The sequence below is a fragment of the Paenibacillus sp. FSL H3-0286 genome (assembly GCF_045040705.1).
Classification (GTDB): Bacteria; Bacillota; Bacilli; order Paenibacillales; family Paenibacillaceae; genus Paenibacillus_AQ; species Paenibacillus_AQ odorifer.
Genome location: NZ_CP150285.1, coordinates 3,209,758 through 3,234,742 on the forward strand (window position 1 = coordinate 3,209,758; position 24,985 = coordinate 3,234,742).

Below are 24,985 nucleotides of genomic sequence, written 5' to 3' on the forward strand. Positions count from 1 at the left end.
TAAATAGTGTAAAATAAAAAGGCATCTCTTGGTCGTTTTAGACAGAAGAGCTGCCTTTTTGCTTGTTATGTGTAACTAAACATGTATACTCATCTAATTTGTTTAAAATATACCCATTCCGGATCGCCTTCATCTAAATTCTCAATGACTCCGCTTTTAACAAACCCTTGAGAAAGACATAGTTGCTGCATGATCGTATTGGATTCATTGGTGGAGGTGAAAAGCTTGGGGGTGGGGCATTGTTCCTCGATGTAGCTAAGGAGTGTTTTGGCTATGCCTAGGCGTCTGTACTCAGGATCCACAATGACCAGCTGAATAAAACAACATTCGAAAAAGGTGGTATCGCAGCAAGCAAATCCTACAAACGTTCCATTATGCGATGCTACGTAACACTGCTCATGCTTGATATATTTTTCAATCTTCGATTTGCGGCTTTCATTGCCAATGATCTTGCTGTCTATTTTGGTGAGCATGGGTAGATCTGAAATTGTAGCTTTTGTTACGAATATCATAGTAAGTCTCCTTATTAATATTATAGAGGGTATGGATGGTAAGTCTTGATCTTTAAGGTTTTTTCACACATGATGAAGATGATCTAAGATAACTTCAAGGAAAATTATAACATATGATTATAGACGATGGAGAGATAGAATGAAACAACTTCCGATTATACAGGTGCTTCCTGACCTGAAAAACATACTTAACACTGCGCAGGCAGCAGTACTTATCGCTGAACCGGGTGCAGGCAAAACAACAGGAACGCCTCCGGCGTTTTTGGACGAGCCTTGGATGGCGGGTAAAAGCATTTTAATGTTAGAGCCTAGAAGGCTTGCTGCTAGATCTGCCGCCACTTACATGGCATCCTGCCTTGGAGAAAGTGTTGGACAGACGGTAGGTTATCGGATGCGGAATGACACTAAAGTAGGCAAAAATACGCGGATTGTTGTAGTCACTGAAGGAGTATTAACGAGAATGCTGCAAAGCGATCCTTCTTTGGGTGATGTGGGTTTAGTTATTTTTGATGAGTTCCATGAGCGCAGTCTTCATGCGGATTTGGGACTTGCCCTTACACTGGAAGCACAGGCTGTGCTGCGGGAGGATCTAAGGATTCTTATCATGTCAGCTACCTTGGACAGAGAGCGGGTGTCTGCTTTACTAGGCGATGCGCCCGTAGTAAATTGTCCGGGCAGAACCTATCCTGTAGAAACAATCTATGTGCCAACTACTGGGAATCTTCCACTGGAAAAAACTGCTGCAGCTGCTGTGAGACGTGCGCTTGTTGAACAACCCGGAGATATTCTCGTCTTTTTAGCGGGGGAAAGAGAAATACGCAGAACTCAAAGTGAGTTGGAAAATGGAAGCTTGGCAGAGCAGACGGTAATTCGCCCTTTATATGGCCAGCTGCCACAAAATATCCAAGATGCAGCCGTGGCTGCATCGGTTCAAGGTGAACGAAAAGTAGTGCTCGCGACTTCTATCGCTGAGACAAGTCTAACGATTGAAGGCGTGCGAACGGTGATTGATACAGGGCAGCGCCGTACACAGATATTCTCACCACGCACAGGAATGCCAAGTCTGACGACAGTCCCGGTATCGAAAGCCTCAGCGGATCAACGGCGGGGACGTGCCGGACGGACAGCCCCAGGCGTGTGCTACAGGCTGTGGAGTCAGGAGGAGCATAATCGACTTCCGGATGACAATGTGCCGGAGATTATGCAGACGGACCTTGCGCAGCTCGCTTTGGAGCTGGCGCTGTGGGGCGTGCGCGATCCTGCCGCGCTATCTTGGCTTGACGCGCCGCCCGCTGCGCCTTTTGCGCAGGGCACCGCGCTGCTGCGCCAGCTCGGCGCGCTGGACGCCGGCGGCGCTATTACGCCGCACGGCCACAGCATGGCCGCGCTTGGCGCGCACCCGCGAGCCGCGCATATGCTGCTGCTCGCGGCAGAGCTTGGCACAGCACCGCTCGCCTGCCGGCTGGCGGCGCTGCTGCAAGAGCGGGACCTTTTCAAGGGTCCCGCGGCCCTAGATTGCGACCTCACGCTCCGCGTTGAGGCGCTGCTCCGGTTCGAGCGCTCCGCTGATAGCGGCGGAGCGGACCCGGCGGCTCTGCGCGCTGTGCAGCGCGAGAGCCGCCATTTCCAGGCGCAACTGCAAGCCGCGCCGGGCGAGAACGTGAACGACATCAGCCACTGCGGGCTGCTTCTGTCGTTCGCCTATCCCGACCGGATCGGGCAGAAACGCGGCGATGGCGCGTTTCTGCTCTCCTCCGTTCGGGGGGCGGCCATGCGGGAAGGGCAACCGCTGGCCCGGTCATCTTATATCGTAGCTGCTTCGATCGATGATCGCGCTACACAGGGCGCAATTATGCTGGCAGCTGAGATAGAAGAAGGACAACTGCTTTCCTATCATGCAGACCGCATCACCGAGGAAGCGGATGTGTATTGGGATAAAGAAAGTGGAAGTGTGAAGAAACGTCGTCGCACAATGCTCGGCGCGTTGGTCTTAAAAGAAACTTCACATGAAAGACCCTCCGCGGAAGAAATGGCAAATGTACTATTAAGTGTCATCGCTACAGATGGCATTGAAATCCTACCGTGGGAGAAGGGAACCATACAGCTTCGCGAACGTTTGATGTTTATGCATACCTTACGTTCAGATTGGCCGGATGTATCAGATGTTTCTTTAATTGCTACGTTGGATGAATGGCTTTTGCCATATCTGCAAGGTATGAGGAACCTCCGCGACCTTCAGCGTGTACCGTTAGCGCGAGCGCTTGAGGGGATGTTAGACTGGAATCAGCGGCAGATGCTGGAAAAGGAGGCACCTACACATATATCTGTTCCTAGTGGCTCGCGTGTGCCTGTAGATTATACTAATCCTGCTGCCCCGGTATTGGCAGTAAGATTGCAAGAGATGTTTGGACAGCTGGACACACCTCGAATTGGAGGGGGAAAATTGCCAGTATTGCTGCATCTTTTGTCACCAGCTAGACGACCTGTGCAGGTAACCTCTGATCTAGCAAGTTTTTGGCGGGGGACCTATTTTGAGGTCAAAAAAGATCTGAAGGGACGGTACCCGAAGCACTATTGGCCAGATGACCCATTACAGGCTATTCCGACTAATCGTACACGTCCTGTAAAATAATTTATGGTTACATATGCTCTTGAAATTTTTCCTTAGATGTTTGGTCTCCCGTTTAAAGGGTAATTACTAGCGAAGACAATTACTAAGGAGGGCTTCAAGTGACTAAAAAAATCGTAGGTATTTTCGACACAGAACAAGAAGCAACCAGAGCAATTGAAGGACTTCACAATCAAGGATTTAATAATGATGAAATATCAGTAATCACACGTGATCGTGATGAGCTTAGAAACATCTCAGAGGATACAGGCACAAAAGCTCCAGAAGGAGTAGCAACAGGCGCTGCTACAGGTGGTGTAGTTGGCGGCGTTGCCGGACTATTGGCAGGGATAGGAGCATTGGCGATTCCGGGGATTGGACCGATCCTGGCGGCAGGGCCTATAGTTGCAACACTTACAGGTGCAGCAGTTGGTGCAGGCGCAGGTGGATTAGTCGGCGGCTTGATCGGACTCGGTATTCCTGAGGATGAGGCTAAAGAGTACGAAGGTTATGTGGAAAGCGGCAAAATCCTTGTACTAGTCGATGATAATGGACGCGGCTATCAAGCACATGATGTGTTCCGCGGTAACCGTTCGCTGAATACTCAGCGTTACGAAGGCGTCTATAACGAAGACACTAGACTAGGAAATTCGATGGCTAACAGAGCGGATCGGACGGCTGAAGTCTACAACCGCGATAAAATATAACATTATAATAACCTGCTTTAAAAGCGGTAAAAGGTTACAAGGAGCGATTCTCCGATTTAATGGAGAATCGCTCCTTTTGTATTTTTAGTCCATCGCGCCTCCCGTAATCCCCCTTTGCTCATCCTCTTCTGAGGGGTACGGACCCAGATGACGCTATTGGCTAATTTTTGGTCTTTGCAGCAGAATTTCGGACTCCATGGACGCTATTCTATAGAATGAGGCTCTTATTTGCTGTTTTTTATGCCAATAGCTGCAATGGGGTCCGATAGGGCTCCAAATATCGGATAATATTGCGTTTAAGGTCCGCTGTGTCCTTTGCTACTACGTTCCTGCATCGTTTCGGAGTGTCCTTATGCTGCAACGCACGTGCTGTCTTTGTACTGCTATCTATGCGTACCCGATCACTGTGACCTTTGTTGGAGGGTCATCGTTCCGCTGACGTACATGCACCGTTCCCTAGAGTCCTTTTACTATTACGTACATGCATCGTTCCACTGTGTCCTTGTATTGCTACGTAAGCGCATCCGGACTCTGTGTCCTTATCCTACTGAGCATACGCCCCCGGTTTGCTGCTAAGAAATCCCCCCGTATCGCAGCGCCCTTATGGTTTCTAAGCACATGCCTCGTTTCGCAGTGTCCTTATATGCTGCTACCTTGCACGATCTTAATCAAGGATACGAAGCATGCGGATGAAAGAATCAGCTGCCACGGATAACCTCATATCGCGATGGATTGCGAAGCCTATATTCCGGGGTGGAGGGGGATCATCTAATTGCAACTCGAAAAGTTCTCCTTTTTGAATCTCCTCAATTACAAAAGAACGGCTAATAAAGGCTACCCCGTAACCAAGTCTTGCGAATTCAGAGAGTAAATCGATGCTGCCCAGCTCTATATCTGGTTTAACGGACAATCCCTTACCAGCAAACCAATGATCAACAAACAGTCTGGTGCTGCTTTCTGGGGATAATAAAATAAAAGGTAACTCTGCAAGTTCTTTTGCCGTAAGCGAACGGTTTGCCAGTTCCTGAAAGGCTCGTCCCACTACAAAACAATCCTCAAGGGTGGCAAGCGTCTGAATACTTAATTGTGGATCGTCAATAGGCATATGGACGAGCGCACAGTCTATTTCGCCTTCTTTCAAACGTTTGGTGATCTCATGCGTTTTTCCGTGTGATAGCCGAATTCGTATGCCGGGATATTGTTTGTGGAATGCGTTCAATTGCGGCAGCAAAAGATTTTTTATAAGGGAATCACTCGCTCCAATCCGAACTTCTCCCTCGTTTAGCTGCTTTAGATTGTGAAGATGCTTTTGTGCAGAATCCAGCATGACTAAAGAGGGCTCAACATATTCCAATAACGCCCGTCCTTCCTCAGTTAGCTCTACACCTTTAGATAAACGATGAAATAATTTGAGACCTAAAGAATCCTCCATTTGTTTAATGGCATAACTTACGGATGGCTGTGTAATATGCAATTCATTTGCAGCCTTTGTTAGATTTTTGTAACGAGCCGTATATAAAAAAATACGATACCATTCAAGGTTAAAGAATTTGATATAGATCACCTCTATGACAGTCTGATGAAAATGTGATTTCATTAATTGCAACAATCTTATTATAATTTGGATATATTAATAATAAAAGAGTCGGCAATGGAGGTTTAAATATTATGGCAGGTAACACATTTGGAGAAGTATTTAAGATTACTACCTTTGGAGAGTCACATGGTGCAGCGGTTGGGGTCATAGTGGATGGAGTTACACCTAATGTTGAAATTGATGAAGCATATATTCAGAAACAGATGGATAGAAGGAAACCAGGCCAGTCCTCTGTAACTTCACCGCGTAAGGAATATGATGTGGTGCAAATACAATCAGGAATATTCGAAGGGAAAACAACCGGAACTCCACTCTTTGTAGTTCTGTACAACAAAGATATGAAACCGGAGGCCTATAACGATATTCAGCATTCATTTAGACCCGGCCATGCGGATTATACTTTTTTGCAGAAATACGGAATTCGCGATCATAGAGGCAGTGGGCGGGCATCTGGCAGGGAAACAGCGGCAAGAGTAGCTGGCGGAGCGATCGCTCGGAAACTGCTCGAAAGAAGAGGGGTTGAGGTACTAGCCTACACGCAAGAGGTCGGAGGGATTAAGTGTCAAACCTTTGATGAAGATGTTATTGAACAAAATGCAGTCCGCGCCTGTGATGCTAAGGCTGGAGCTGAAATGATTAAAAAAATTGAACACTTAGCTTCGATTGGAGACAGCTGCGGAGGTATCGTGGAGTGTCGGATTAGAGGGGTTATTCCGGGTCTTGGAGAACCCGTATTTGATAAATTGGATGCAGAGTTAGCTAAAGCGATGTTATCTATTGGTGCTGTAAAAGGAATAGAGTTTGGAGCTGGATTCGAAGCGGCCTCTATGCTTGGAAGTGAACATAATGACGCGATGAATAAGGATGGATTTCTTAGTAACCATTCCGGTGGAATTATAGGCGGAATCAGCACAGGAGAAGAGATTATTTTTCGAATAAGTGTAAAGCCTACATCCTCGATTTCTGTTACTCAACAGACCATAAACACGAATGGTGAAGAAGTTGAGATTAAAACGGAGGGCAGACATGATCCATGTATCTGTCCGAGAATCGTCCCGGTTGTTGAAGCAATGGCTTGCTTAGTATTGGAAGATCTTTATAAAAGACAAGCTGCTATTTTTGGATGAAACACTTTATAAAATGAAACAAATCAAAGACTGCACCTCTTAGCAATAAGCTGTGAGGTGCAGTCTTTTTTGCATATGTGGTATCATATGGATAATCATTCAAATTATGCTTTGTCTCTAGCTATGTCATAAGATACAGTACAGCGAAAAGGAGGGAATAGATGAGAATCTTTGTTGCAGGTGCTGCAGGTGTGATTGGACGGTCATTGCTTCCTAAGTTACTACAAGCGAAGCATGAGGTTATCGGTCTGACCCATAAAGAAGAAAACAAAACAATCCTTGAGAGCTTAGGGGCACAAGCGGTAATCGCGGATGTGTATGAGCGTGAGTCTATATTTGCGGCTATTCAAGCAGCCCAACCTGAAGTGGTAATTCATCAGCTGACTTCATTAAGTCAGCGGAATTTTGCAGATAATTCAAGGATAAGAATAGAAGGAACACGAAATATTGTCGATGCTTCATTGGCAACCGGGGTTAAACAGATTATTGCCCAAAGTATCTCTTGGGCTTATGAAGCTGGTGAGGGACCTGCCACGGAGAATACTCCATTAGATACTAATGCTTCTGAATCCCGGATGAGAACCATCGAGGGTATCCGCTCACTTGAAAAGGCAGTTGCAGAAATTCCTAATCATGTGATTTTGCGGTACGGAATGTTGTACGGCCAAGGGACTTGGTATGATGCTGCGGGATTAATGACAGAAGAAATTCGACAAGGGAGACTGACTGCAACAGAAGCGGTTACGTCATTCCTTCATGTGGAGGATGCAGCTAACGCGGCGGCGCTTGCTCTGAACTGGCCTTCTGGACCAGTTAATATTGTGGACAATGAACCTGCGCGAGGAATAGATTGGGTGCCTGTTTTTTCTGAAATCTTGGGAGCTCCTAGACCTCCTTTGCAAATGGGCAGAGAAGGCTGGGAACGGGGGGCGTCCAATACAAAAGCTCGAATGGATTACGGATGGAGTCCATCTTACCCTTCATGGAGGTCAGGTTTTGCTCAGAGCTTGAAAGGTTAGAGATGAATCCAAACATGTACAAGGAGAGATAACATGAGTAAATTAAAGAATTTTTCTTTAGTAGTCGTGAATTTAATTGCTGATCTATGGTTTGGAATCGTTCGAAAACCAGAGTTTTATGATAAACACACCGTTACTAGAACAAAGAAAGGGTATGTCCTGTTTGTATCTATGGCAGGCATTATCGCAGTGGGTTCAGCTTTTTGGTTATGCTCAAGAATATATTAGAAAAAAGGCTGCCAATTGGCGGTCTTTTTTTTGATATTGGATGTCAGAAAGCTAGAATGTTATGTTATTACTTAATAGATGGTTAAAACAGGCTCCTTATTATGTTCAGCGCATAAGATTAATGTCTAAACTCATGGATGAAAATCGTGCCAAAGTGACGCTTATTGCCGCCTCAGCTGGGTTTGGAAAAACGACACTTGCGGCCGAATGGGCTCGTACTCATTCCGATGAGGTTGCATAGCTTGCAGATAACCATCTTGTACGATTCTGGTTAAATTTGCATGCTGCAATTGAGAGAATCTTTCGCCCCTTTTTAAATCGCTTGGATTTGTTTATCCAGTCTGTTCGTGACGGTTCAGTAGAAACTGCGATTCCTCTTTTATTAAACGATCTGCATTCTCTTCCAGGCTCTATTACACTTATAATGGATGATTATCATGCGATTACGAATCAATCGATTCATGAAAGTATGGGCTTTTTCATCGGACATCTTCCGGCTAATGTGAAGCTTGTAATATTGAGTAGAACCCTCCCGCCACTCGCCTTATCCCGCCTAAGAGCACAACAGGAACTTCTAGAATTAAGTAACGATGATCTGAGGTTTACATTTGACGAAAAAGATGAGCTGCAATCTCAATCCTTGAGCGAGCATCTTACACAAGAAGAGTTATTTTTGTTCGAGCAAAAAACAGATGGATGGGTAGCGGGTTTGATTCTTGCCTTCCGCTCTTTTTCAGGAAGGGCTGGTCTTGGAAGCTATCCAGCATGCTTTTGAGGCAGAGGATTATACGTTTTCTGCATCATGTATGGATAGGCCTTTCAATTCAATTATCAAAGATGGCGATGAATCTTCATTGCTAGATTTATTAGATAAGTTGCCGATCAAAAATAGATTGTGCACCCTGATTTGTTTTATTTTCAAGCGGGTTCGATGGCTGTCGCTGGACGATCAGATGATGCCAAACGCTTCTTACAAAGGTTGAACTTTTCATGGAAGAGGAATTTATTATTCCGGAAAAAGAGCAAGCCGTAATTCAAATGCGGTTGGATCTGTATCGTGCTTCGGTTGCATTTTATCAGGGAGGCGTGGATACGTTCGTTGAGCTATTGGACCAAAACAAGGAAGGCATAGAGAAATTTGCATCTATAGTAAACGTTACAAGGTCATGGTTTTGTATTTTTGGCGGATCTTTTCTATGAAAGGAATCATCTTAAAGATGCAAATGTCCAACTGGACAAAGTGCTTGTTATGTGTAATTCCTCGAAGCATGTGAGCATGTGGGTACCAGGGGTTATTTTGCAAGCTAAAATGTTAAAAGCAATAGGTCATGTGGAAGATGCAGCGGAGGTTTTGCAGACAGCTATTGCGGAACTTAAGCAATATCATTCTCCTGGCAGGGAAAGATTGCTGGAAGCCGCATATATTCGAATTCAGTTCTCGCAAGGACTGTTAAGTAGCGGTGATGAATGGCTAACGAAAAGGCATATTAGTGCAAATGATAAACCTAATGTTGCCCGGGAATACGAACAAATCACACTCGCGCGTATGCTGATGGCACGTCAAGCTTATCAAAAGTTAGAGGTTAAAAACCGGGTACAAGCCGTTTCTAAGATAAAAGAAAAGCATTTGCTTTAAATCGGCAAAAGATTAATATAACAGTTTATTACCAAACATTTACTTTAAGAAGTGATACTATGGAATACAGAAGGTGATAGGACTAGCGAGGAGGAAATGTAAATGCAATTAATGGCATGGTCTGAATACGAGATTTCATATGACTTAAATAATGATTATTCTATTCGTAAGGCAGACTCAGAAGAGTGGGGACTGTATTGTTCCATTTATTATAATATGCAATATAACGGTTTTTTTAAAGAAGAAAGGTTCAATTCTGCCCAAAGAAACGCTTTTTGGATTTATAAAGGCGAGTCTAAAATAGGTGGAGTAAGGATGTCGCCTAACCGGATATATCATTTCTTTGTTATTCCACCTTTTAATGATACATTTGTGGTGCTGAAGCTATTAAAAAAGCTTTTGATTTATTGGTCGGATAGAACAAAACCGATAAAAACCTTCGAGGTTCTGCCAGACCAGGTTCAATTATTTGCGCGGGCGGGGTTTTGGCCTGATGAGTTCAGATGCCGTTGGATGCACCGTCCTACAGATTATTTTGAGGTCGAATGGAACGAAGAGTTAAGGATTGAAAGTCCTCAGATCGAAGATAATGGAATGGGCGCTAAACGATTTATTCTTGAAGAGCAGATCGCCGAATGTAACTTTGCGAGCTTCGATGGAAGTCTTGAGGCAACAAGGAGAAAAAAATTCGCTTATGAAGATTTTATCCCAAGTGAAGAACCTAATTATACAAATGAAGAATTACTGACAGCGTCAACGCTTGTGTATGATAAGAAATCAGGACAGCTAATTGCGAATTGTCTTTTGGGTTTACAAGATGATTACGCAGCAGTTTACAGTATTGGTGTAATACCTGCTTACAGAGGAAAAGGGATTGCTACAAGGATGTTGAAAAGAGGACTTAATCTCCTGAAAGATAAGTATCCGATCCTAAGATTATATGTCATGGAAGGTAATGATGCGGAGTCTGTTTATTTAAATTTAGGATTTGTTCCTGGAGTACAAGAGATACAGAGTATGTATATCCCTATGCACGATTAAGAAAGGCTGCCAGATGGCAGCCTTTTTTTTGTTAACTAGGCATGAGAGGTAATAGGAAACATGAAATGTTGAGGGAGTTCTTTTAATAACGGACGTATAAATAAGGTATCTTCACTCTTGGAAATTAATTCTGCCTTAACTTGATCGATTGGATAATCTGGTGTGAAATAAAAATGTATAACTTCAGTATCCGGAGAAATAATGCTTTTCAATACTGTGTTGATATCAAAACTTGTTGTACTAATAATATCAAAAATATGAAGCTGATGATCCTCATGTTTAAAGATCACAATAACGTCAGCCTCTTCAATATAATAAAAGGAATCGTGAAAAGGAAGAATAAAATAAAACAGCAGCTGATGTTCATTATTTATCACACTTAGCGCGGAGGATACCGGTGTTCTTTTGACTGCAAAATTTTTGATCATGCTAAAATCAACGGGGTTACCTATAGATAAAGGCCGCACAGAGTAGGTTGTAGTTGGCTGATTGCTAAGATGAGCAACATTAAGTGAAAAGCTGCTTTCTTGCATGCGTTCAAACCCGAATTTAGGATAAAAATCCAAAGCGCGCTCATTAGCAAATAAGTAGAGGAAGTCGTATTCATGTTCGTACTTAGCGATAATGTGGTCTATTAATTTTCGGGATAAACCTTGCATGCGATAATCAGGATGTGTCATCACCGTCCCAATTTGGATGGCGTTGTATTCTTTTTTGTTGATGAGAATAGTCATTTTATTAATAGATGCATTCGCAATGACATGATCTTCATCGATAAAGGAATAACAAATATATTTGTCATTCCAGCCCCCTTGTTCATACCAAGGTTTAAAATCAATACCAAAGATTGATTGGGCTAAAGAATTGAAGCTAAGCTTATATTTATCGATGTGTTTATAATCGCTAATCAATTGATATTCATTCATAGAATATACCTCTATTTCAGATGATTTTGGGATTCGCATTTTATGAATATATAATACTATGCTTTTTAACCGTAAAGTTGATTTTAAAAATACTATACCAATATAATCCTGTAGATGTGTTATCATAATCTCTAAATTATTAACTCGGAGGTATAAGATGAGAGAGATAGATTACAGTCATTATTTTTGGCAGGATGAGAAAATAAGACTAAGATCTGTTCACATTTGCAGAATTCTCATCACAGCGACTGATGTTTACGATCGAAAATCTGAATGGTGAATATGTGGGTGGAGTAAATCTTAATAGCATAGACGAGAAAAATGGTACGTTCAGTATAGGCGTGCAAGTGGATAGAGACCATCGAGGTAAGGGGTATGGGACAAGAGCTATCAACATCCTGTTGAAGTGTGCTTTTTTGGAGCTTAGACTCAACAAGTTTAACGAATGTACGCTCGAAGGTAACGAACCCTCAGCAGCTATGCTTAGAAAAGTGGGTTGTGTTCAAGAAGGCGTGCGCCGTAAAGTTATTTATACAAATGGACAGTATTTAGACTTACTGTTGTTTGGATTGACGAAGAATGAATTTGTGGAGAAAAACGCTATGAAATAGTGCTTAGGAGAGGTTACTTGGAAAGCGGAGTGGCGCAGGGATTATAGCTGAGAAGGACGTTTAGAAAATGAACTTGGCAAAGTGGAACTTATTAGTTACCTAAAAAGCGATTCTTCAATAACTGGAGGATCGCTTTTTTGCGTTTTGCTTTTCGAATTGATGTTCTATTGAAGCGTGCGGACCCAGAAGACGTTATTTGCATATTTTTCGCTTTTTCAGAGTAGTATCGGACTCTAGTGCAGCTATTCCCCAAGAATAGCTGTATATATGTTACTTTTTATGCCAATAGCGTCCATGGGGTCCGATAACACACCAAAAGTGGGGAAAAGCAGCGAATAGAGTCAATGGGGTCCGATAGTAGCTCGAACGAGCAAACTTGAACAAACTAAACAAAGAATGGGAGGGGAGCGTGCTGAAGCATGTGGGTCCAGATGGAGTTTGTATCGTGCAGAAGCATGCGGGTTCAGATGTAGTTTGTATCGTGCTGAAGTATATTGATCCAGATGGAGTTTGGTTTGCGCAGAAGTATGTGGGCTCAGATAGAGTTGATTTCGTGCAGAAACCTGTGGATTCAGATGGAGTTTATTTCGCGCAGAAACTTTCGGACCCAGAAGACGCTATTTGCAAATATTTAGCTTTTTCAGAGTAGTTTCGGACACCAGTGCAGCTATTCCCCAAGGATAGCTGTATAAATGTTACTTTTTATGCCAATAGCGCCCATGGGGTCCGATAGCACAGCAAAAGTGGGGAAAAGCAGCGAATAGAGTCAACGGGGTCCGATAGCAACTCGAACGAGCAAACTTGAACAAACTAAACAAAGAATGGGAGGGGAGCGTGCTGAAGCATGTGGATTCAGATAGAGTTTTGTTTGCGCAGAAGTATGTGGGCTCAGATGGAGTTTATTTCGCGCAGAAACTTTCGGACCGAGAAGACGCTATTTGCAAATATTAAGCTTTTTCAGAGTAGTTTCGGACACCAGTGCAGCTATTCCCCAAGAATAGCTGTATAAATGTTACTTTTTATGCTAATAGCGCCCATAGGGTCCGATAGCACAGCAAAAGTGGGGAAAAGCAGCGAATAGAGTCAATGGGGTCCGATAGTAGCTCGAACGAGCAAAATTGATCAAACCAAACAAAGAATGGGACGAGGATCATGCAGAAGCATATGGGTCCAGATGGAGTTTGTATCGTACTGAAGTATATTGATCCAGATAGAGTTTGTATCGTGCAGAAGCATGTGGACCTAATTCTACGAGGATCATTCTACGAAATCAACGATGCACAATTATTTATTCCATAATTTCACCATATGAAAAATTCACAATAGTAAACCACAAAAAAACTAAGCTCTCCCTACCCACATCCACATAAATCATCCTATATCCCACCAAATCTCTATAAACAACGTAATAAGTGAACCCTCTACCAAATTTCAGGTTGTGAAAGTTGGAAAATAGTGCTTATACTAGAGTAATAGAAGGAAAGATTAGCCAACAACATTTACAACATGAGGAGGGTTTATATGGCGTTTATGATTGCTCAACGAGCGTTTATCAAAGTGTATCTTATAACAATGGTAGAACAACACCGCGGTTACGGATATCAAATGCTGGAGGATTTACGTCGGGATTTCAAAGCCCATGGTTATTCCCCTCCACAGAGTGAAATCTATCGCGCCCTGCATGAGCTGGTGCAGCAAGGGATTTTATATCGTACCAAGCAGCTGAAAGGCAATGACCCTAAAGTGGATTTTCAAGAAATCGTACTTTACCATTTCACCTCAGATGGTGAAGAAAAAGCAAAATTATATAAAAAGCAGGTAAAGACGGATCTTGACCGCTGCTTAGGCATTTTGAATAAAGCTGTTGTGGACAACTATTAGAACTGCAACTATAGTAATATTTTCAGGATGCTCTCACCCTGTTATAATGGTTACTGCCGGATGATTGCAGTATATACTTGGAGGTAGCAAAAGATGGATGAACATATGAAACGCCGGTTAGACAAACAGCGGAAGCTGTTCAGTCAACTTGGCATCACATTAGACGCTCTAACCATACATGAAAAAGAATTCAGCATGAAGCTGCGTGGCTACGATGCGGAGGAAGTAGATACATTTCTGGACAGCGTAATCAAAGATTACGAACGTTTCTATGCGACGATAGCTGATCTGATGGATAAATGGCAAGAGCAGCAGCTGGAAATGCGGGAATTAAAGGCAGAAACAAAAACAGAGGTTATCCAGGTTCCTGTTTCCCGAGGCATTGATCCAAAAGAATTGGAAGAGGTTATTCTGAGGCTTGAAACTAACGTCCGCCAGCTTAAAGATAAGCTTCCTCGCGTGGAAGAGTTTTTATAAGGCGCTGTTTGGGATAATGGGAGCTCCGCTTGACATTTCTAAATTTACCATTGACGAGTTAGCAGTTCATGAATTATGATATGTTCATAAATGATCATTTATATTTTAGTGGCGTGTTACCGTTAAGGGCATGAGCCAAGAATTGTCTTTATTTCCATTAGACAATTCTTGGCTTTTTTTGTTCCAATTTGACGATAATTAGGGAGAGGAGTGATGAGCTTGTCGCGAGAGATCGAGCAATTTCAAGTACAGCGTGTAATTGGGAATAACGTTGTAATGGTTCAGGGAAGCAAAAACGGGAAGGAATATGTCATCATTGGCAAAGGTATTGGATTTGCAGTGAAGGGTTCTGGTGTGATCGAAGGAAATGATGCTCGGATTGAAAAATTGTTTCGTCTAGAAGATCGCGAAGCCTGGAGCCAATATCAAGTTTTGCTGGAAGATATAGATCCTAAGGTAATGAAAATAACTGATGAGATAATTGCAGATATCCAAAGTCAATTTCCTGACAAGTTAAACGACAAGATTTATCTGGCACTCCCGAGCCACATACAGTTCACCATCTACCGTCTGCGCAACGGGATGGATATTATTAATCCGTTTTTGCAAGAAACCAAAATGTCATTTCCGAAGGAATTTGAGATCGCTTACAAGGCATCGGAGAAAATCAATGCTGAATTTCAAGTGCAAATCCCCGAAGATGAGATTGGATTTCTTACTTATCATGTGTATTCAGCCGTCAATAATGTATCGGTTGGTCAGTTAGTCAAGGCCTCTAATATTGTCAATGAGCTTCTAGACATGATTCAGCAAGAACGAAAGATAACTTTTGAGCACGGCAGTATGAATCATATCCGATTAATGATCCACTTGCGTTTTTCGCTGGAACGTATTTTAAAAGGATCACTAATAGATAATCCCTTTGTGAAACATATTAAGAAAGAATACAAAGAGGAATACAAGCTGGCTAAAAAGCTCGGTAAAGTAATGCAAAGATCGCTTGAGGTCGAAATTCCGGAAGAAGAACTATGTTTTCTAGCCATGCATTTGCACCGGTTATTTCAGACCTTAGTGAAATCAAATTAACATCTTAAGAGGAGTGGAGCATATGTTTTCCAAATGGAAATCAAAAAAAGAAGAGAAACATACTGAACATACCATCGAAATCATGGCACCAATCAGCGGGGAGTCAGTTCCACTAGCACAGGTTCCGGATGAAACCTTTGCTGGCGGTCATATGGGTAACGGAATTGCAATAAAACCATCTGAAGGAATTTTGAAAGCGCCTTTTGACGGTAGGGTTGCTCATATCGTGAAATCGAGTCATGCAGTCATTCTGGAACATTCCTCCGGTATGCAATTGCTATTACATATCGGAATCGATACTGTCAGCCTCAAGGGCAACGGTTTTGTCAGTCATATAACCTCTGGAGATCAAGTAAAAGCAGGTCAAACCCTAATCGAATTTGATCTGGACGTAATTCGCGCGGCAGGTTGTGACACAATTTCGCCTGTAATCGTGACCAGTACAGAGGAGAATCCACCTCAAGTAAGCGGACATTATGGTCAGGTTACAGCAGGACAGGATCTGATTCTTACCGTGGCTTCAAAGTAAATGGTTTATAGAGCACTACTACTATTGAACCGAAAGGATGATTTTAAATGTTGGCTTTTCTACAAAAACTAGGTAAGTCGTTAATGCTTCCTGTTGCAACCATGCCGGCGGCAGCTATTCTTCAAGGGTTTGGTTTGCTTAACTACGAAAAAGATATTCCGCTAGGAGCGACCATTGGTGGATTTCTGAATCAATACTTTGCTCCATTTCTAAACGCCGGAGCGAATGCGATCTTCGGTAACCTAGCCTTAATCTTCGCGGTAGGGGTTGCCATTGGATTTGCCGGTGACGCCGTAGCAGCTTTGTCAGCAGTAATTTCTTACATGGTACTGACTAAGATTCTGCTTATCGTACCGCTTCAATTCTCTTTCATCAATGATGATGTTGTATTGAACATGGGTGTGCTTGGTGGTATTTTTGCCGGTGCTTGGGCAGCGTTCTTATACAAGAGATATCACAATATAAAAATGCCTGATTGGCTCGGATTTTTTGCAGGTAAACGTTTTGTCCCAATCATTACGGCAGCTTCTATGATGGTTCTTGCTGTATTTGTGGGTATGATCTGGAGTCCGATACAAGATGTTATTAGTGACTTCGGGAACTGGGTTGTGTCACTGGGGGCTGTTGGAGCATTCATCTTCGGTACAGCTAACCGCTTGCTGATTCCGTTCGGTCTTCACCACGTGCTTAATACGATTGCTTGGTTCCAAATTGGTGATTTTACGAATGCAGCTGGTGAACTGGTGCATGGTGACTTGTACCGCTTCTTCGCTGGAGATAAAACTGCTGGGATGTTTATGACTGGATTCTTCCCAATTATGATGTTTGCGCTTCCAGGGGCAGCACTTGCATTTATTCATACAGCTAAACCGGAAAAACGTAAAATGGTTGCTTCCATCTTCATCGGTTCTGCCATTGCTTCTTTCTTAACAGGGATCACTGAACCACTTGAGTTCTCCTTTATGTTCGTAGCACCACTCTTGTACGGAGTTCATGCTTTATTAACAGGATTCTCCATGGCCTTGATGTACATTTTAGATGTTAAGCTTGGTTTTGGTTTCTCCGCAGGTTTGATCGATTATCTTGTAAACCTGAAACTGTCTACTAATGCATGGATACTTATTCCTGTGGGTCTTGGATTCTTCGTCTTGTATTATGTACTATTCCGCTTTATTATCTCATTGTTCAAGCTAAAAACACCTGGACGTGAAGATGATGATGAAGAAAGTCTGTTAGCACCACCTGGAGGTAATGGAACGCCTTCATCGTCTTCTAAAGCTGCTCAAATTCTTGAGAACATCGGCGGTCCATCGAACATCCGCAATATCGATGCATGTATCACACGCCTTCGTCTGATTGTTAATGACGAAAAAGCCGTTAAAGATTCCGCATTGAAACAGCTCGGAGCTTCCGGTGTTATGAGACTGGGTCAAGGGGCTGTGCAGATCGTATTTGGTCCAAAATCAGAGCAAATTAAAGATGATATTCAAAAGCTTTTATAACTAAATTGATCATGTTGAAATCATTAAACAGGGCTGGTTCTCATACCAGTCCTGTTTTTTTGCTGTGTCCAGAGATAAAGGGTTGCTTTATAGATAATGCCTAGTATAATACTTGGTATAAGTAAGCAAAGGAGTCGGTACACATGTCAGTCGATGATTATTTGGATCTTTTAAATTACGCCAAGGCGATTAAAGATGGGCAGTGGCAGGCTGACATCATTGAGCGCTTAAAGAATCTTAGTGCAGCAGCGGAAAGTCCTCAGATACAAGAAGAAAGTGTAATAGAACTTTGGTCAAGGTTTGATGCCATTAACATAATGATCATGAAGCTGTTTGAGAAGTTACGGGAGAATGAACATTCAGAGCAACAGTTTCAGTGGAAAGAGCAGCTCTGGGAGCTTAGGCTGGAACGGAGTATTTTATCTAAAAAGATTCTTAATCGTTACATTCGAATTAGGTAAACACTAGAAGACAGTTTCCTTATTAATTTAGGGGCTGTCTTTTTTTACGTAATCTTGATACAAAAATACATTGATAGTCGTCTTACTTATAGCTGCAGCTGATAAGGAGGATTTACAAGATGGAAATTCCGGAATCTGAAATTTTTAAAGCAATATTCTATGAACATTATCCTATTGTCAGACGTAAGCTGACCGCTTTGGTTCGTGATGAGTCGGCAGCAGATGATTTGGCACAAGAAGTTTTTCTGAGATTGTATCGTAACCCCCCAGATGATCCAGCAGCGCTGGGTGCCTGGCTTCATAGAGTCCTTACTCGTATTGGATATGATTATCTGGACAAAAAAGCAAGGGAACGGCGGCTGCAAAATAAACAAGAACAGTTATACGAAGTGAGGGAATCACCTCCTTCAGGAGAGGAAGTCTTAATCAGTAAGCTGGATCAGGAGGATGTTCATGAATGGTTGAACGAGCTGCCTGACAGGGATAGACAAGCGCTTCTGCTTAGATACTCTGGTTACAGTTATGCGGAAATAGCAGGCGAGCTTGGTCTAAGACCTCCCGTAGTAGGGACATTACTGCACCGTGCGACCCAGAGGTTAAGACAAAATGCAGCAAAATCACTGTCTCAGACGGAATAATAAAACGAGATAAGCGAAGCTCCAAATTATTTAGGAGGGATTACTAATGACTAAACAACCGCTAAATCAAGATCATAATAAACAACATACAGATGAAGCCTGGGCCAAATTGCAAAACAAGTTAGCGTCTGAGCCTGCAAGTCCCAAATGGTCTGTGTGGAGTCAGCAGTTGTCTGTGGATGGTATGAAAGATGATGACAAAACAGATCCACATATAGACCAGCCTCAATCTACGGATGACAATCCAAAAGCTAATATCCGATCCAAGCGTCCTCGCATGAATCGTCGGCGCAAATGGGGAGTAGCAGTGGCAGGTGCCGCGATCTTTGCGGTTATACTTGGAACTCCAGTAGGAAATACGGCTATGGCATCGCTGCTGAATCAATTTCGGATGGAAGAAGTTACAGTTGTGAATGAAAATGATATCCGGGATATTTTTTATCAGGTAAATGAAAGTCAATCCATGAATGAAGCTATGAACAAATTTGGTGTGTTTACAAGTTCCTTTGGTTCAAATAAAGGGATTATTCCGCTAGATCAGGTGGAAGAGACTCTAGGTTTTACACTTCCAAGCGGAACTTTGCTCGAGAATGTGAAGAGCGCATATATAACCAATTCACAAGAAATAACCTTGAAGCTTAATATTGAAGCAGTTAATAAAGCAATGAAAAGATTGGGTGCAAAACAGCTTCTTCCAGAAGCCATAGATGGGAAAGAAATTAAATTAGATCTTTCGGAGATCGTGAATTATGATCTTTCGATAGATAATGATAAATGGGCTAATCTTACACAGACGAAGACTCCTTTAATTACGGTAGATCCAACTATAAAGGTTGATGAAGCTTTGGAAGCTATAATCGATTTTCCATTGCTGCCAGATTATCTGAAATCCAGCTTAAAGCAGAGCCGCATTTTATCGGGTGAAATTCCTCTGCCACTGGTAAAAGGCCTGAATACCGATCAAATAAAGATTAAAGATACAACGGTTCTACTGAATCAGAATGAATATAGTCAAGGGATTGTGTACTCGGCCGTTTGGGTACAGAACGGACAACTGTTTGATTTCAACGGAGGAAGCGTGTATACAGATAAAGCTGTATTCTTAGAGAAGCTAGGGGAGTTGATTGAATAATGACGGCTGCTGCAATAGAAGCGAAGTCTTTGACCAAAGAATATGATAACGGACGTGGTTGCCGTGATGTAACGATTACTGTTGGGAAAGGGGAAGCCTTTGGCTTCCTCGGCCCTAATGGTGCGGGGAAAAGTACCTTTGTCAAAATGTTGGTAGGTCTCATTCGTCCATCGAATGGTAGTGCTACTCTATTTGGTCATAAGATCGGTTCACTTGAAGCCAAGTCCCAAATCGGATATTTACCGGAATTATATCGCTATCAAGAATGGCTTACGGGGGAAGAAGTAGTAAGACTGCATGCCAAGCTGTGCCGTGTAGATCGATCTGTAGCCGACAAAAGAATTCCAGAGCTTCTAGCGGAAGTTGGAATTGGAAACCGTGGACGGGATCGTGTGAAACATTATTCCAAAGGGATGCAGCAGAGATTAGGGCTTGCTTGCGCTCTTGTAAACAATCCGGCCATCGTTTTTCTGGATGAGCCCTCATCGGCGCTAGACCCGATTGGACGTCAGGAAGTTCGGAATATTTTGCAGAGGCTAAAAGAGAAGGGAGTTACAATATTTCTTAACTCTCATCTACTGGAGGATGTTGAACTCATCTGCGACCGTATGGCACTGCTGAATAACGGAGTTATACTGCGGCATGGGAAAGTATCTGAGATCTTAAATAAGCGAACAAGCTGGCATTTTAAAGTGGGCGGTTTTACGCCTATTTTGTTGTCTTGGTTACAGGATAGTACTGAACTTCAGATCAAAGTTTCAGCGGATATCGGAGCTCAATCTGAAAAAGGAGCTTCATTCCCAGCTACATTGGAGAGTAGCACAGTTTGGCTGGAAGCGGAATTGGAGAATGAGGAGCAAGTAGGCTGGCTGAACACGTTAATTATTGAACAGGGCATGACCTTATATGAAGTCTCACGGAAGCGAGAACGTCTGGAAGACTGGTTTATGAGTGCTGTATCCGGCCTAAGTCACAGAGGTGAACACGAATGAGAATAATCATAGGAATGACCTGGAAGGAATTGCTGCGTAAACGAGTAATGGTATTAACATTGCTTATGACCATTGTCTTTCTTATAGGGTTTTGGTTTGTGGCAAATACGATCGGACAAAGCGGAATACCGAACAGAACAGATATTAGCAGTGGCGAGCATCTCTTAGCTAATTTTACAAATGGTGCTTTTATATTATCACTTGGCTTCTTTTTTGGCGCTTTTGTACTCGCCTTTTTGGCGATCTTCAGTTCCTTCTCAGCTATTGCAGGTGAAGCGGAACAAGGGGTTATGCAGGCTTTACTGCCAAGACCGCTGCCGCGGTGGAAATGGTATACAGGTCGCTGGCTTGGATATGTGACGCTTGGGATCGGTTATGCCCTGATTTTATTTATTTCTATTTTATGGATTACTGAGATCCATGCCACCGTTCCTAGAGATGCCGTAGTCCTATTGAAATCATTTTTGTTATTCTCCTCTGTAGTACCTTTGCTAATTACGATTTCTATGCTGGGTTCTGGATTCTTCTCAGCAGTGGGGAATGGTGTCTTTATGACAATGTTATATGGAGCTGGCTGGTTAGGCGGGATGATTGATAAGATCGGAGGATCGCTGAGATTAGAACCCGATGTCCTTGACACATTAAATAATCTGTCAGGAATGATGGCACTGCTTATGCCAGTGGATGGTTTACAGCGGAAAATGACCGCCGTCCTGTTCAGCGCTAATGAAATGAGTGGAATGATGGGGTTGTTCGGCAGCATGAATGGATTGCTGGATTTTAATACGGTTCCGTCAAATATGTTTATTTTTTATGCGATTGGATATACCCTGTTAGCTTTTGTTATAGGTCTACTTCGCTTCGAGCGAAAAGACTTATAAAGGGGATGTTAATCCAAAAAGAGCCCTCTTGTCTCATGATCGGGACAATTAGGGCTCTTTGTGTTGTGTAGCGGGAATCATTTCTTAATACCAAGCTCAATCCATTCGGTAGACCAGTTTCCAATTTCACCAAGTATAGGAGCAAGCGCTGTGCCTTTTGGAGTCAGAGAGTACTCAATACGTACTGGCATTTCAGGATATACAGTTCGCTCTATAATGCCTTCGGTTTCCATTTCCTTCAATCGGTCAGATAACACCTTGCCACTGAGATTGGACAGACAGCTCTCAATTTCACCAAAACGGCGTGGCCCTGGCATAAGCACGAAAACAATAAGCGCGACCCAACGTTTACTTAGCAAGTCTACCGCTTTTTCAAAGCGAGGACACATGTTGAAATCATTCATAATATCACCTCGACATTCATTATATCATAAACTTACATAAAGTAATTATAAATATTTAAAGATATATTATAACTTGACGAAGTTATATTACAATGATAAACTTACTTACAAATAGTTACTTATAATTTAACTAATATTTTATCCTTATGCTTAGCTCTATCTAAGCATTGATGAACAATGAGGAAGGTGTAATTATGATTAAACCAGAAATCACTTCTATTTTACAGAATAAAATCACGCGAATTCCTTTAGCAAATTCCACAAATATATTGGTTGGACCCATTACATTACCGGTGAATTTAGACGGCGAGACCGTTGTTTTTAAATGGTACAACTGGCTGAATACAACGGATGCAGAGCTTCTTCAAGAGGATAGCAGTAAAGCAACGGCAGCTTTAATTTCACGTTTGCCATCCATGAACTTAGCAGAAGGACAACAATCCAGTGTGTTGGTATATGGCGATTTCGAAGAATCTGAGGATGCATTGATCCGGATGCATAGCATCTGCCATACTGGCGATATTTTTGGCAGTAAACGTTGCGATTGCGGCTTCCAGCTGCATCAATCCATGAAAATGATTGTTGAGCATGGCTCTGGGGCATTATTTTATCTCGCGAATCATGAAGGAAGAGGCATTGGCCTGTTCAGCAAATCTTTAGCGTATCTTTTACAGGAAGAAGGATACGATACAGTTGAGGCTAATTTAGAGTTGGGATTTGCTGATGATTCAAGAAACTACGAAGAGGCAATCAGTGTTCTGCAAACTTTACGTCACAAACCAGTGACGCTGATTACGAATAATCCGAAGAAATTGGATGCGCTCAAGGCTGCAGGGATGAATGCCGTGAAAAGAGTAGCGTTATGGGGAGATGTATCTTCTTTTAACGAGAAATATTTGCGGACTAAAGTCGCTCGCTCAGGGCATTTAGAAGCTGTGAAGGACACCCATTCGCTAAATGAAAGACTGGCTAAGTAAAGATTGAAGTAGTGCTTTTGCGCTTCTTCTATTATAATGGGGTACTGGGAACCAACTCTAAGCTTAGTGAGGTACAATATGACTGCTATTCAAGTACAAGACTTACGCAAAACATTCAAAGTACAAAAAAACCGCGAGGGTCTCAAAGGGGCCTTCGCTGATTTGTTTAAAAGGGAATATACGGAAGTGACTGCGGTGAAGGACATTTCCTTTTCCATTCCTGAAGGTGAGATCTGTGGATATATCGGCGAGAACGGTGCTGGGAAATCGACCACGATCAAAATGCTCACAGGTATTCTCGTGCCGACTTCCGGAAACCTGACAGTAGGTGGGTATGTTCCGTATTTGGAGCGCGAGAAATTCGTGAAAAATATCGGTGTGGTATTCGGGCAACGAAGTCAGCTATGGTGGGACATTGGCGTGATTGAGTCGTTCCAGCTCCTGCGCAAGGTTTACCGGGTGTCTGAACAAGATTTCAAGAAACGGCTGGATGAATTGGTCGAACGACTGCAACTGCAAGAACTGCTGAATCGTCCGGTTCGTAAGCTTAGTCTAGGTCAGCGGATGCGTTGTGAATTAGTGGCAGCATTGCTTCATAATCCATCGATTGTATTTCTGGATGAACCGACCATTGGCTTAGATATTGTGGTGAAGTCAGAGATCCGTGAATTCCTGAAAGATATGAACCGCGAGCATGGGACAACCATACTGCTGACTACACATGACCTGCAAGATATTGAGGCGCTTTGCTCCCGAGTGATAATGCTTGATGATGGCCGTATCATTTATGACGGAGGACTGGAAGACCTGAAGCAGCGTTGGGGAACCGGACGTGAGGTTCAATTTCAATTTGGAAATGCAACGAAACGTCAGCAACTTGAGTTATGGACTGAGGGATTGCCTGTTACTTGGTCTGCGGAGAACGATTTAGGGGCGTCTGTCTGGATACCGCTAGAGCTAAATGTATCGGATGTATTAGGCAGAGTAGTGGGAAAAGCAGACATTACTGATATCAAAATCATAGAGACCAATACGGACGATATTGTTCGCAGTATTTATCAATCCGGGTCTGCAGACAAGCCTGATGAAATGGCTGCCGCTCTGAAGGATGAAAGAGAGGCTTTACATGTCTGATAAGCTTAATCCTGCAACAGCTATGTCTTCCTCCTCAGGAAGTTCATCTTCTGGCGGTCCTCAGGAGAATAGCCGTAAATTACTATTCGGGGCTTACTTAGATTTTATACGCATCCGTTTTCTTACCATGCTTGCTTATCGGATTAACTACTACTCAGGTATTCTTATCTATTCACTGAATATTGGGGTTAACTATTTCACTTGGATGGCCATTTATGGCAATGGGGATTCATTGGGTGGCTTTACTGCAACGCAAATGACATCATATGTTGCTGTGTCGTGGATGGCTAGAGCCTTTTATTTTAATAACCTAGACCGCGAGATCTCTACGGATATCCGTGATGGAAGTATCGCTATCCAGTTTATAAGGCCCTATAACTATGTCTTAGTCAAAATGATGCAAGGTCTTGGAGAGGGAATGTTCCGCTTCCTTTTATTTATGATTCCCGGCATGGCGATAGCGATGCTGCTGTTCCCGGTTCAATTGCCAACAGCGCCATCTGCTTGGGCAGGGTTCCTGGTGATGCTCTTTTTCAGCTTTTTAATTAATTCACAGATCAATATCATCACAGGGCTCTCGGCATTTTTTGTAGAAAATAATGAAGGCATGATGCGAATGAAGCGGGTGATTGTAGACTTATTCTCCGGCTTAATCGTACCGATCAGTCTGTTTCCTAACTGGTTATCTTCCGTACTTGAGGTGCTGCCGTTTCAGGCGATTACCTACTTGCCAGGTTCAGTGTTTACGGGACGGGTGCAAGGGGTTGGAATATGGAATGTATTAGGGATACAAATTATTTGGTTCCTAGTATTGCTGATTCCAATTGTCTGGTTATATCATGCGGCGCGGCAGCGTCTCTTCGTGCAGGGAGGTTGAGG

Annotated in this window: 30 protein-coding genes; 26 read left to right on the top strand and 4 right to left on the bottom strand. The window is 42.9% G+C overall.

What is annotated here, in order from left to right:
- Positions 1-89 precede the first annotated feature (89 nt).
- The gene (locus tag MHB37_RS14455; RefSeq protein WP_339282039.1) at positions 90-512 is read right to left on the bottom strand and encodes a GNAT family N-acetyltransferase; all 423 of its coding nucleotides are present in this window, start codon (positions 510-512) and stop codon (positions 90-92) included.
- Between the two features lie 139 nt (positions 513-651).
- Here MHB37_RS14455 and hrpB point away from each other — a divergent pair, with 139 nt between their 5' ends.
- Entirely contained in the window at positions 652-3,144 is a 2,493-nt protein-coding gene (gene hrpB / locus MHB37_RS14460; protein ID WP_405169525.1) for an ATP-dependent helicase HrpB, read from the top strand.
- A gap of 98 nt (positions 3,145-3,242) precedes the next feature.
- Positions 3,243-3,827, top strand: coding sequence for a general stress protein (locus MHB37_RS14465; protein WP_076126136.1), 585 nt, complete (start codon positions 3,243-3,245; stop codon positions 3,825-3,827).
- Positions 3,828-4,491: 664 nt separating this feature from the next.
- Here the strand turns inward: MHB37_RS14465 and MHB37_RS14470 are convergent.
- The gene (locus tag MHB37_RS14470) at positions 4,492-5,424 is read right to left on the bottom strand and encodes a LysR family transcriptional regulator (protein ID WP_405169526.1); all 933 of its coding nucleotides are present in this window, start codon (positions 5,422-5,424) and stop codon (positions 4,492-4,494) included.
- Positions 5,425-5,495: 71 nt separating this feature from the next.
- Here MHB37_RS14470 and aroC point away from each other — a divergent pair, with 71 nt between their 5' ends.
- From aroC to MHB37_RS14510, 8 genes are all read left to right on the top strand, one after another.
- The gene (aroC, locus tag MHB37_RS14475) at positions 5,496-6,551 is read left to right on the top strand and encodes a chorismate synthase (RefSeq protein ID WP_076126139.1); all 1,056 of its coding nucleotides are present in this window, start codon (positions 5,496-5,498) and stop codon (positions 6,549-6,551) included.
- A 161-nt stretch (positions 6,552-6,712) separates the two neighbouring features.
- Positions 6,713-7,570 (top strand): NAD(P)-dependent oxidoreductase, encoded by an 858-nt coding sequence (locus MHB37_RS14480; protein WP_076126141.1) that lies wholly within the window; start codon positions 6,713-6,715, stop codon positions 7,568-7,570.
- Positions 7,571-7,603: 33 nt separating this feature from the next.
- Entirely contained in the window at positions 7,604-7,798 is a 195-nt protein-coding gene (locus MHB37_RS14485) for a hypothetical protein (RefSeq protein WP_076126143.1), read from the top strand.
- A 277-nt stretch (positions 7,799-8,075) separates the two neighbouring features.
- The gene (locus tag MHB37_RS14490; RefSeq protein ID WP_139329842.1) at positions 8,076-8,573 is read left to right on the top strand and encodes a hypothetical protein; all 498 of its coding nucleotides are present in this window, start codon (positions 8,076-8,078) and stop codon (positions 8,571-8,573) included.
- Positions 8,548-8,781 (top strand): hypothetical protein, encoded by a 234-nt coding sequence (locus tag MHB37_RS14495; RefSeq protein WP_076126148.1) that lies wholly within the window; start codon positions 8,548-8,550, stop codon positions 8,779-8,781. The genes MHB37_RS14490 and MHB37_RS14495 overlap by 26 nt, the downstream gene beginning before the upstream one ends.
- Before the next feature lie 7 nt (positions 8,782-8,788).
- Positions 8,789-8,998 carry a hypothetical protein gene (locus MHB37_RS14500; protein WP_076126149.1) on the top strand — a complete coding sequence of 70 codons (210 nt, stop codon included), beginning with the start codon at positions 8,789-8,791 and terminating at the stop codon, positions 8,996-8,998.
- A complete protein-coding gene (locus tag MHB37_RS14505; protein WP_405169527.1) occupies positions 8,979-9,434 on the top strand; it encodes a hypothetical protein in 456 nt (151 codons plus the stop codon). The genes MHB37_RS14500 and MHB37_RS14505 overlap by 20 nt, the downstream gene beginning before the upstream one ends.
- 102 nt (positions 9,435-9,536) lie before the next feature.
- Positions 9,537-10,475 carry an N-acetyltransferase gene (locus tag MHB37_RS14510; RefSeq protein WP_248548167.1) on the top strand — a complete coding sequence of 313 codons (939 nt, stop codon included), beginning with the start codon at positions 9,537-9,539 and terminating at the stop codon, positions 10,473-10,475.
- Between the two features lie 35 nt (positions 10,476-10,510).
- Here the strand turns inward: MHB37_RS14510 and MHB37_RS14515 are convergent, their stop codons facing one another.
- Positions 10,511-11,401, bottom strand: coding sequence for a GNAT family N-acetyltransferase (locus MHB37_RS14515; protein WP_076301886.1), 891 nt, complete (start codon positions 11,399-11,401; stop codon positions 10,511-10,513).
- A 251-nt stretch (positions 11,402-11,652) separates the two neighbouring features.
- Between MHB37_RS14515 and MHB37_RS14520 the strand changes: the two genes are divergently transcribed.
- The 13 genes from MHB37_RS14520 to MHB37_RS14580 all read left to right on the top strand — a co-directional run bounded on the left by MHB37_RS14520 (position 11,653) and on the right by MHB37_RS14580 (position 21,591).
- Entirely contained in the window at positions 11,653-12,012 is a 360-nt protein-coding gene (locus MHB37_RS14520; protein ID WP_248548169.1) for a GNAT family N-acetyltransferase, read from the top strand.
- 409 nt (positions 12,013-12,421) lie between these two features.
- Complete coding sequence (locus MHB37_RS14525) at positions 12,422-12,661, top strand: hypothetical protein (RefSeq protein WP_405169528.1); 240 nt, start codon at positions 12,422-12,424, stop codon at positions 12,659-12,661.
- Positions 12,662-13,164: 503 nt separating this feature from the next.
- Positions 13,165-13,311: a hypothetical protein gene (locus MHB37_RS14530; protein ID WP_405169529.1), complete on the top strand. Its 147-nt coding sequence runs from the start codon at positions 13,165-13,167 to the stop codon at positions 13,309-13,311.
- Positions 13,312-13,533: 222 nt separating this feature from the next.
- Positions 13,534-13,893, top strand: a complete 360-nt coding sequence (locus tag MHB37_RS14535) for a helix-turn-helix transcriptional regulator (protein ID WP_036686667.1) — start codon at positions 13,534-13,536, stop codon at positions 13,891-13,893.
- 93 nt (positions 13,894-13,986) lie between these two features.
- Entirely contained in the window at positions 13,987-14,370 is a 384-nt protein-coding gene (locus MHB37_RS14540; protein WP_036686669.1) for a DivIVA domain-containing protein, read from the top strand.
- Between the two features lie 213 nt (positions 14,371-14,583).
- Positions 14,584-15,456, top strand: coding sequence for a PRD domain-containing protein (locus MHB37_RS14545; RefSeq protein ID WP_076126156.1), 873 nt, complete (start codon positions 14,584-14,586; stop codon positions 15,454-15,456).
- 22 nt (positions 15,457-15,478) lie between these two features.
- Positions 15,479-15,985, top strand: a complete 507-nt coding sequence (locus MHB37_RS14550; protein WP_076126158.1) for a PTS glucose transporter subunit IIA — start codon at positions 15,479-15,481, stop codon at positions 15,983-15,985.
- Positions 15,986-16,032: 47 nt separating this feature from the next.
- Entirely contained in the window at positions 16,033-17,487 is a 1,455-nt protein-coding gene (gene nagE / locus MHB37_RS14555) for an N-acetylglucosamine-specific PTS transporter subunit IIBC (protein WP_036686675.1), read from the top strand.
- A 143-nt stretch (positions 17,488-17,630) separates the two neighbouring features.
- Positions 17,631-17,948 (top strand): hypothetical protein, encoded by a 318-nt coding sequence (locus tag MHB37_RS14560; RefSeq protein WP_036686678.1) that lies wholly within the window; start codon positions 17,631-17,633, stop codon positions 17,946-17,948.
- 119 nt (positions 17,949-18,067) lie between these two features.
- Positions 18,068-18,586, top strand: coding sequence for a sigma-70 family RNA polymerase sigma factor (locus MHB37_RS14565; RefSeq protein WP_076301889.1), 519 nt, complete (start codon positions 18,068-18,070; stop codon positions 18,584-18,586).
- Between the two features lie 46 nt (positions 18,587-18,632).
- Complete coding sequence (locus tag MHB37_RS14570) at positions 18,633-19,718, top strand: DUF4179 domain-containing protein (protein ID WP_248548173.1); 1,086 nt, start codon at positions 18,633-18,635, stop codon at positions 19,716-19,718.
- Positions 19,718-20,710: an ABC transporter ATP-binding protein gene (locus tag MHB37_RS14575; RefSeq protein WP_076126163.1), complete on the top strand. Its 993-nt coding sequence runs from the start codon at positions 19,718-19,720 to the stop codon at positions 20,708-20,710. Before MHB37_RS14570 ends, MHB37_RS14575 begins: the two co-directional genes overlap by 1 nt.
- Positions 20,707-21,591 carry an ABC transporter permease gene (locus tag MHB37_RS14580; RefSeq protein ID WP_076183784.1) on the top strand — a complete coding sequence of 295 codons (885 nt, stop codon included), beginning with the start codon at positions 20,707-20,709 and terminating at the stop codon, positions 21,589-21,591. Before MHB37_RS14575 ends, MHB37_RS14580 begins: the two co-directional genes overlap by 4 nt.
- Positions 21,592-21,668: 77 nt before the next feature.
- Here the strand turns inward: MHB37_RS14580 and MHB37_RS14585 are convergent, their stop codons facing one another.
- Entirely contained in the window at positions 21,669-21,995 is a 327-nt protein-coding gene (locus MHB37_RS14585; RefSeq protein WP_036686688.1) for a helix-turn-helix domain-containing protein, read from the bottom strand.
- A gap of 194 nt (positions 21,996-22,189) precedes the next feature.
- On the opposite strand from MHB37_RS14585, the gene MHB37_RS14590 reads away from it, so the two are divergent.
- The 3 genes from MHB37_RS14590 (at position 22,190) to MHB37_RS14600 (ending at position 24,983) form a co-directional block, all read left to right on the top strand.
- Positions 22,190-22,972: a GTP cyclohydrolase II gene (locus MHB37_RS14590; protein WP_076183786.1), complete on the top strand. Its 783-nt coding sequence runs from the start codon at positions 22,190-22,192 to the stop codon at positions 22,970-22,972.
- A 78-nt stretch (positions 22,973-23,050) separates the two neighbouring features.
- On the top strand, positions 23,051-24,106 hold the full coding sequence (locus MHB37_RS14595) for an ATP-binding cassette domain-containing protein (RefSeq protein ID WP_076126169.1): 1,056 nt from the start codon (positions 23,051-23,053) through the stop codon (positions 24,104-24,106).
- A 127-nt stretch (positions 24,107-24,233) separates the two neighbouring features.
- Entirely contained in the window at positions 24,234-24,983 is a 750-nt protein-coding gene (locus tag MHB37_RS14600; protein WP_051491475.1) for an ABC-2 family transporter protein, read from the top strand.
- The last annotated feature ends 2 nt before the right edge of the window (positions 24,984-24,985 follow it).

Excerpts from the sequence above, each read along its gene's own strand:
- MHB37_RS14540 (WP_036686669.1), top strand. The coding sequence starts at position 13,987 with ATGGATGAACATATGAAACGCCGGTTAGACAAACAGCGGAAGCTGTTC.
- MHB37_RS14500 (WP_076126149.1), top strand. The coding sequence starts at position 8,789 with ATGGAAGAGGAATTTATTATTCCGGAAAAAGAGCAAGCCGTAATTCAA.
- MHB37_RS14535 (WP_036686667.1), top strand. The coding sequence starts at position 13,534 with ATGGCGTTTATGATTGCTCAACGAGCGTTTATCAAAGTGTATCTTATA.
- MHB37_RS14560 (WP_036686678.1), top strand. The coding sequence starts at position 17,631 with ATGTCAGTCGATGATTATTTGGATCTTTTAAATTACGCCAAGGCGATT.
- MHB37_RS14530 (WP_405169529.1), top strand. The coding sequence starts at position 13,165 with ATGCAGAAGCATATGGGTCCAGATGGAGTTTGTATCGTACTGAAGTAT.
- nagE (WP_036686675.1), top strand. The coding sequence starts at position 16,033 with ATGTTGGCTTTTCTACAAAAACTAGGTAAGTCGTTAATGCTTCCTGTT.
- MHB37_RS14595 (WP_076126169.1), top strand. The coding sequence starts at position 23,051 with ATGACTGCTATTCAAGTACAAGACTTACGCAAAACATTCAAAGTACAA.
- hrpB (WP_405169525.1), top strand. The coding sequence starts at position 652 with ATGAAACAACTTCCGATTATACAGGTGCTTCCTGACCTGAAAAACATA.
- MHB37_RS14515 (WP_076301886.1), bottom strand. The coding sequence starts at position 11,401 with ATGAATGAATATCAATTGATTAGCGATTATAAACACATCGATAAATAT.
- MHB37_RS14545 (WP_076126156.1), top strand. The coding sequence starts at position 14,584 with ATGAGCTTGTCGCGAGAGATCGAGCAATTTCAAGTACAGCGTGTAATT.
- MHB37_RS14600 (WP_051491475.1), top strand. The coding sequence starts at position 24,234 with ATGCTTGCTTATCGGATTAACTACTACTCAGGTATTCTTATCTATTCA.
- MHB37_RS14510 (WP_248548167.1), top strand. The coding sequence starts at position 9,537 with ATGCAATTAATGGCATGGTCTGAATACGAGATTTCATATGACTTAAAT.
- MHB37_RS14520 (WP_248548169.1), top strand. The coding sequence starts at position 11,653 with ATGTTTACGATCGAAAATCTGAATGGTGAATATGTGGGTGGAGTAAAT.
- MHB37_RS14470 (WP_405169526.1), bottom strand. The coding sequence starts at position 5,424 with ATGAAATCACATTTTCATCAGACTGTCATAGAGGTGATCTATATCAAA.
- MHB37_RS14570 (WP_248548173.1), top strand. The coding sequence starts at position 18,633 with ATGACTAAACAACCGCTAAATCAAGATCATAATAAACAACATACAGAT.
- MHB37_RS14585 (WP_036686688.1), bottom strand. The coding sequence starts at position 21,995 with ATGAATGATTTCAACATGTGTCCTCGCTTTGAAAAAGCGGTAGACTTG.
- MHB37_RS14480 (WP_076126141.1), top strand. The coding sequence starts at position 6,713 with ATGAGAATCTTTGTTGCAGGTGCTGCAGGTGTGATTGGACGGTCATTG.
- MHB37_RS14565 (WP_076301889.1), top strand. The coding sequence starts at position 18,068 with ATGGAAATTCCGGAATCTGAAATTTTTAAAGCAATATTCTATGAACAT.
- aroC (WP_076126139.1), top strand. The coding sequence starts at position 5,496 with ATGGCAGGTAACACATTTGGAGAAGTATTTAAGATTACTACCTTTGGA.
- MHB37_RS14590 (WP_076183786.1), top strand. The coding sequence starts at position 22,190 with ATGATTAAACCAGAAATCACTTCTATTTTACAGAATAAAATCACGCGA.
- MHB37_RS14550 (WP_076126158.1), top strand. The coding sequence starts at position 15,479 with ATGTTTTCCAAATGGAAATCAAAAAAAGAAGAGAAACATACTGAACAT.
- MHB37_RS14455 (WP_339282039.1), bottom strand. The coding sequence starts at position 512 with ATGATATTCGTAACAAAAGCTACAATTTCAGATCTACCCATGCTCACC.
- MHB37_RS14575 (WP_076126163.1), top strand. The coding sequence starts at position 19,718 with ATGACGGCTGCTGCAATAGAAGCGAAGTCTTTGACCAAAGAATATGAT.
- MHB37_RS14580 (WP_076183784.1), top strand. The coding sequence starts at position 20,707 with ATGAGAATAATCATAGGAATGACCTGGAAGGAATTGCTGCGTAAACGA.
- MHB37_RS14485 (WP_076126143.1), top strand. The coding sequence starts at position 7,604 with ATGAGTAAATTAAAGAATTTTTCTTTAGTAGTCGTGAATTTAATTGCT.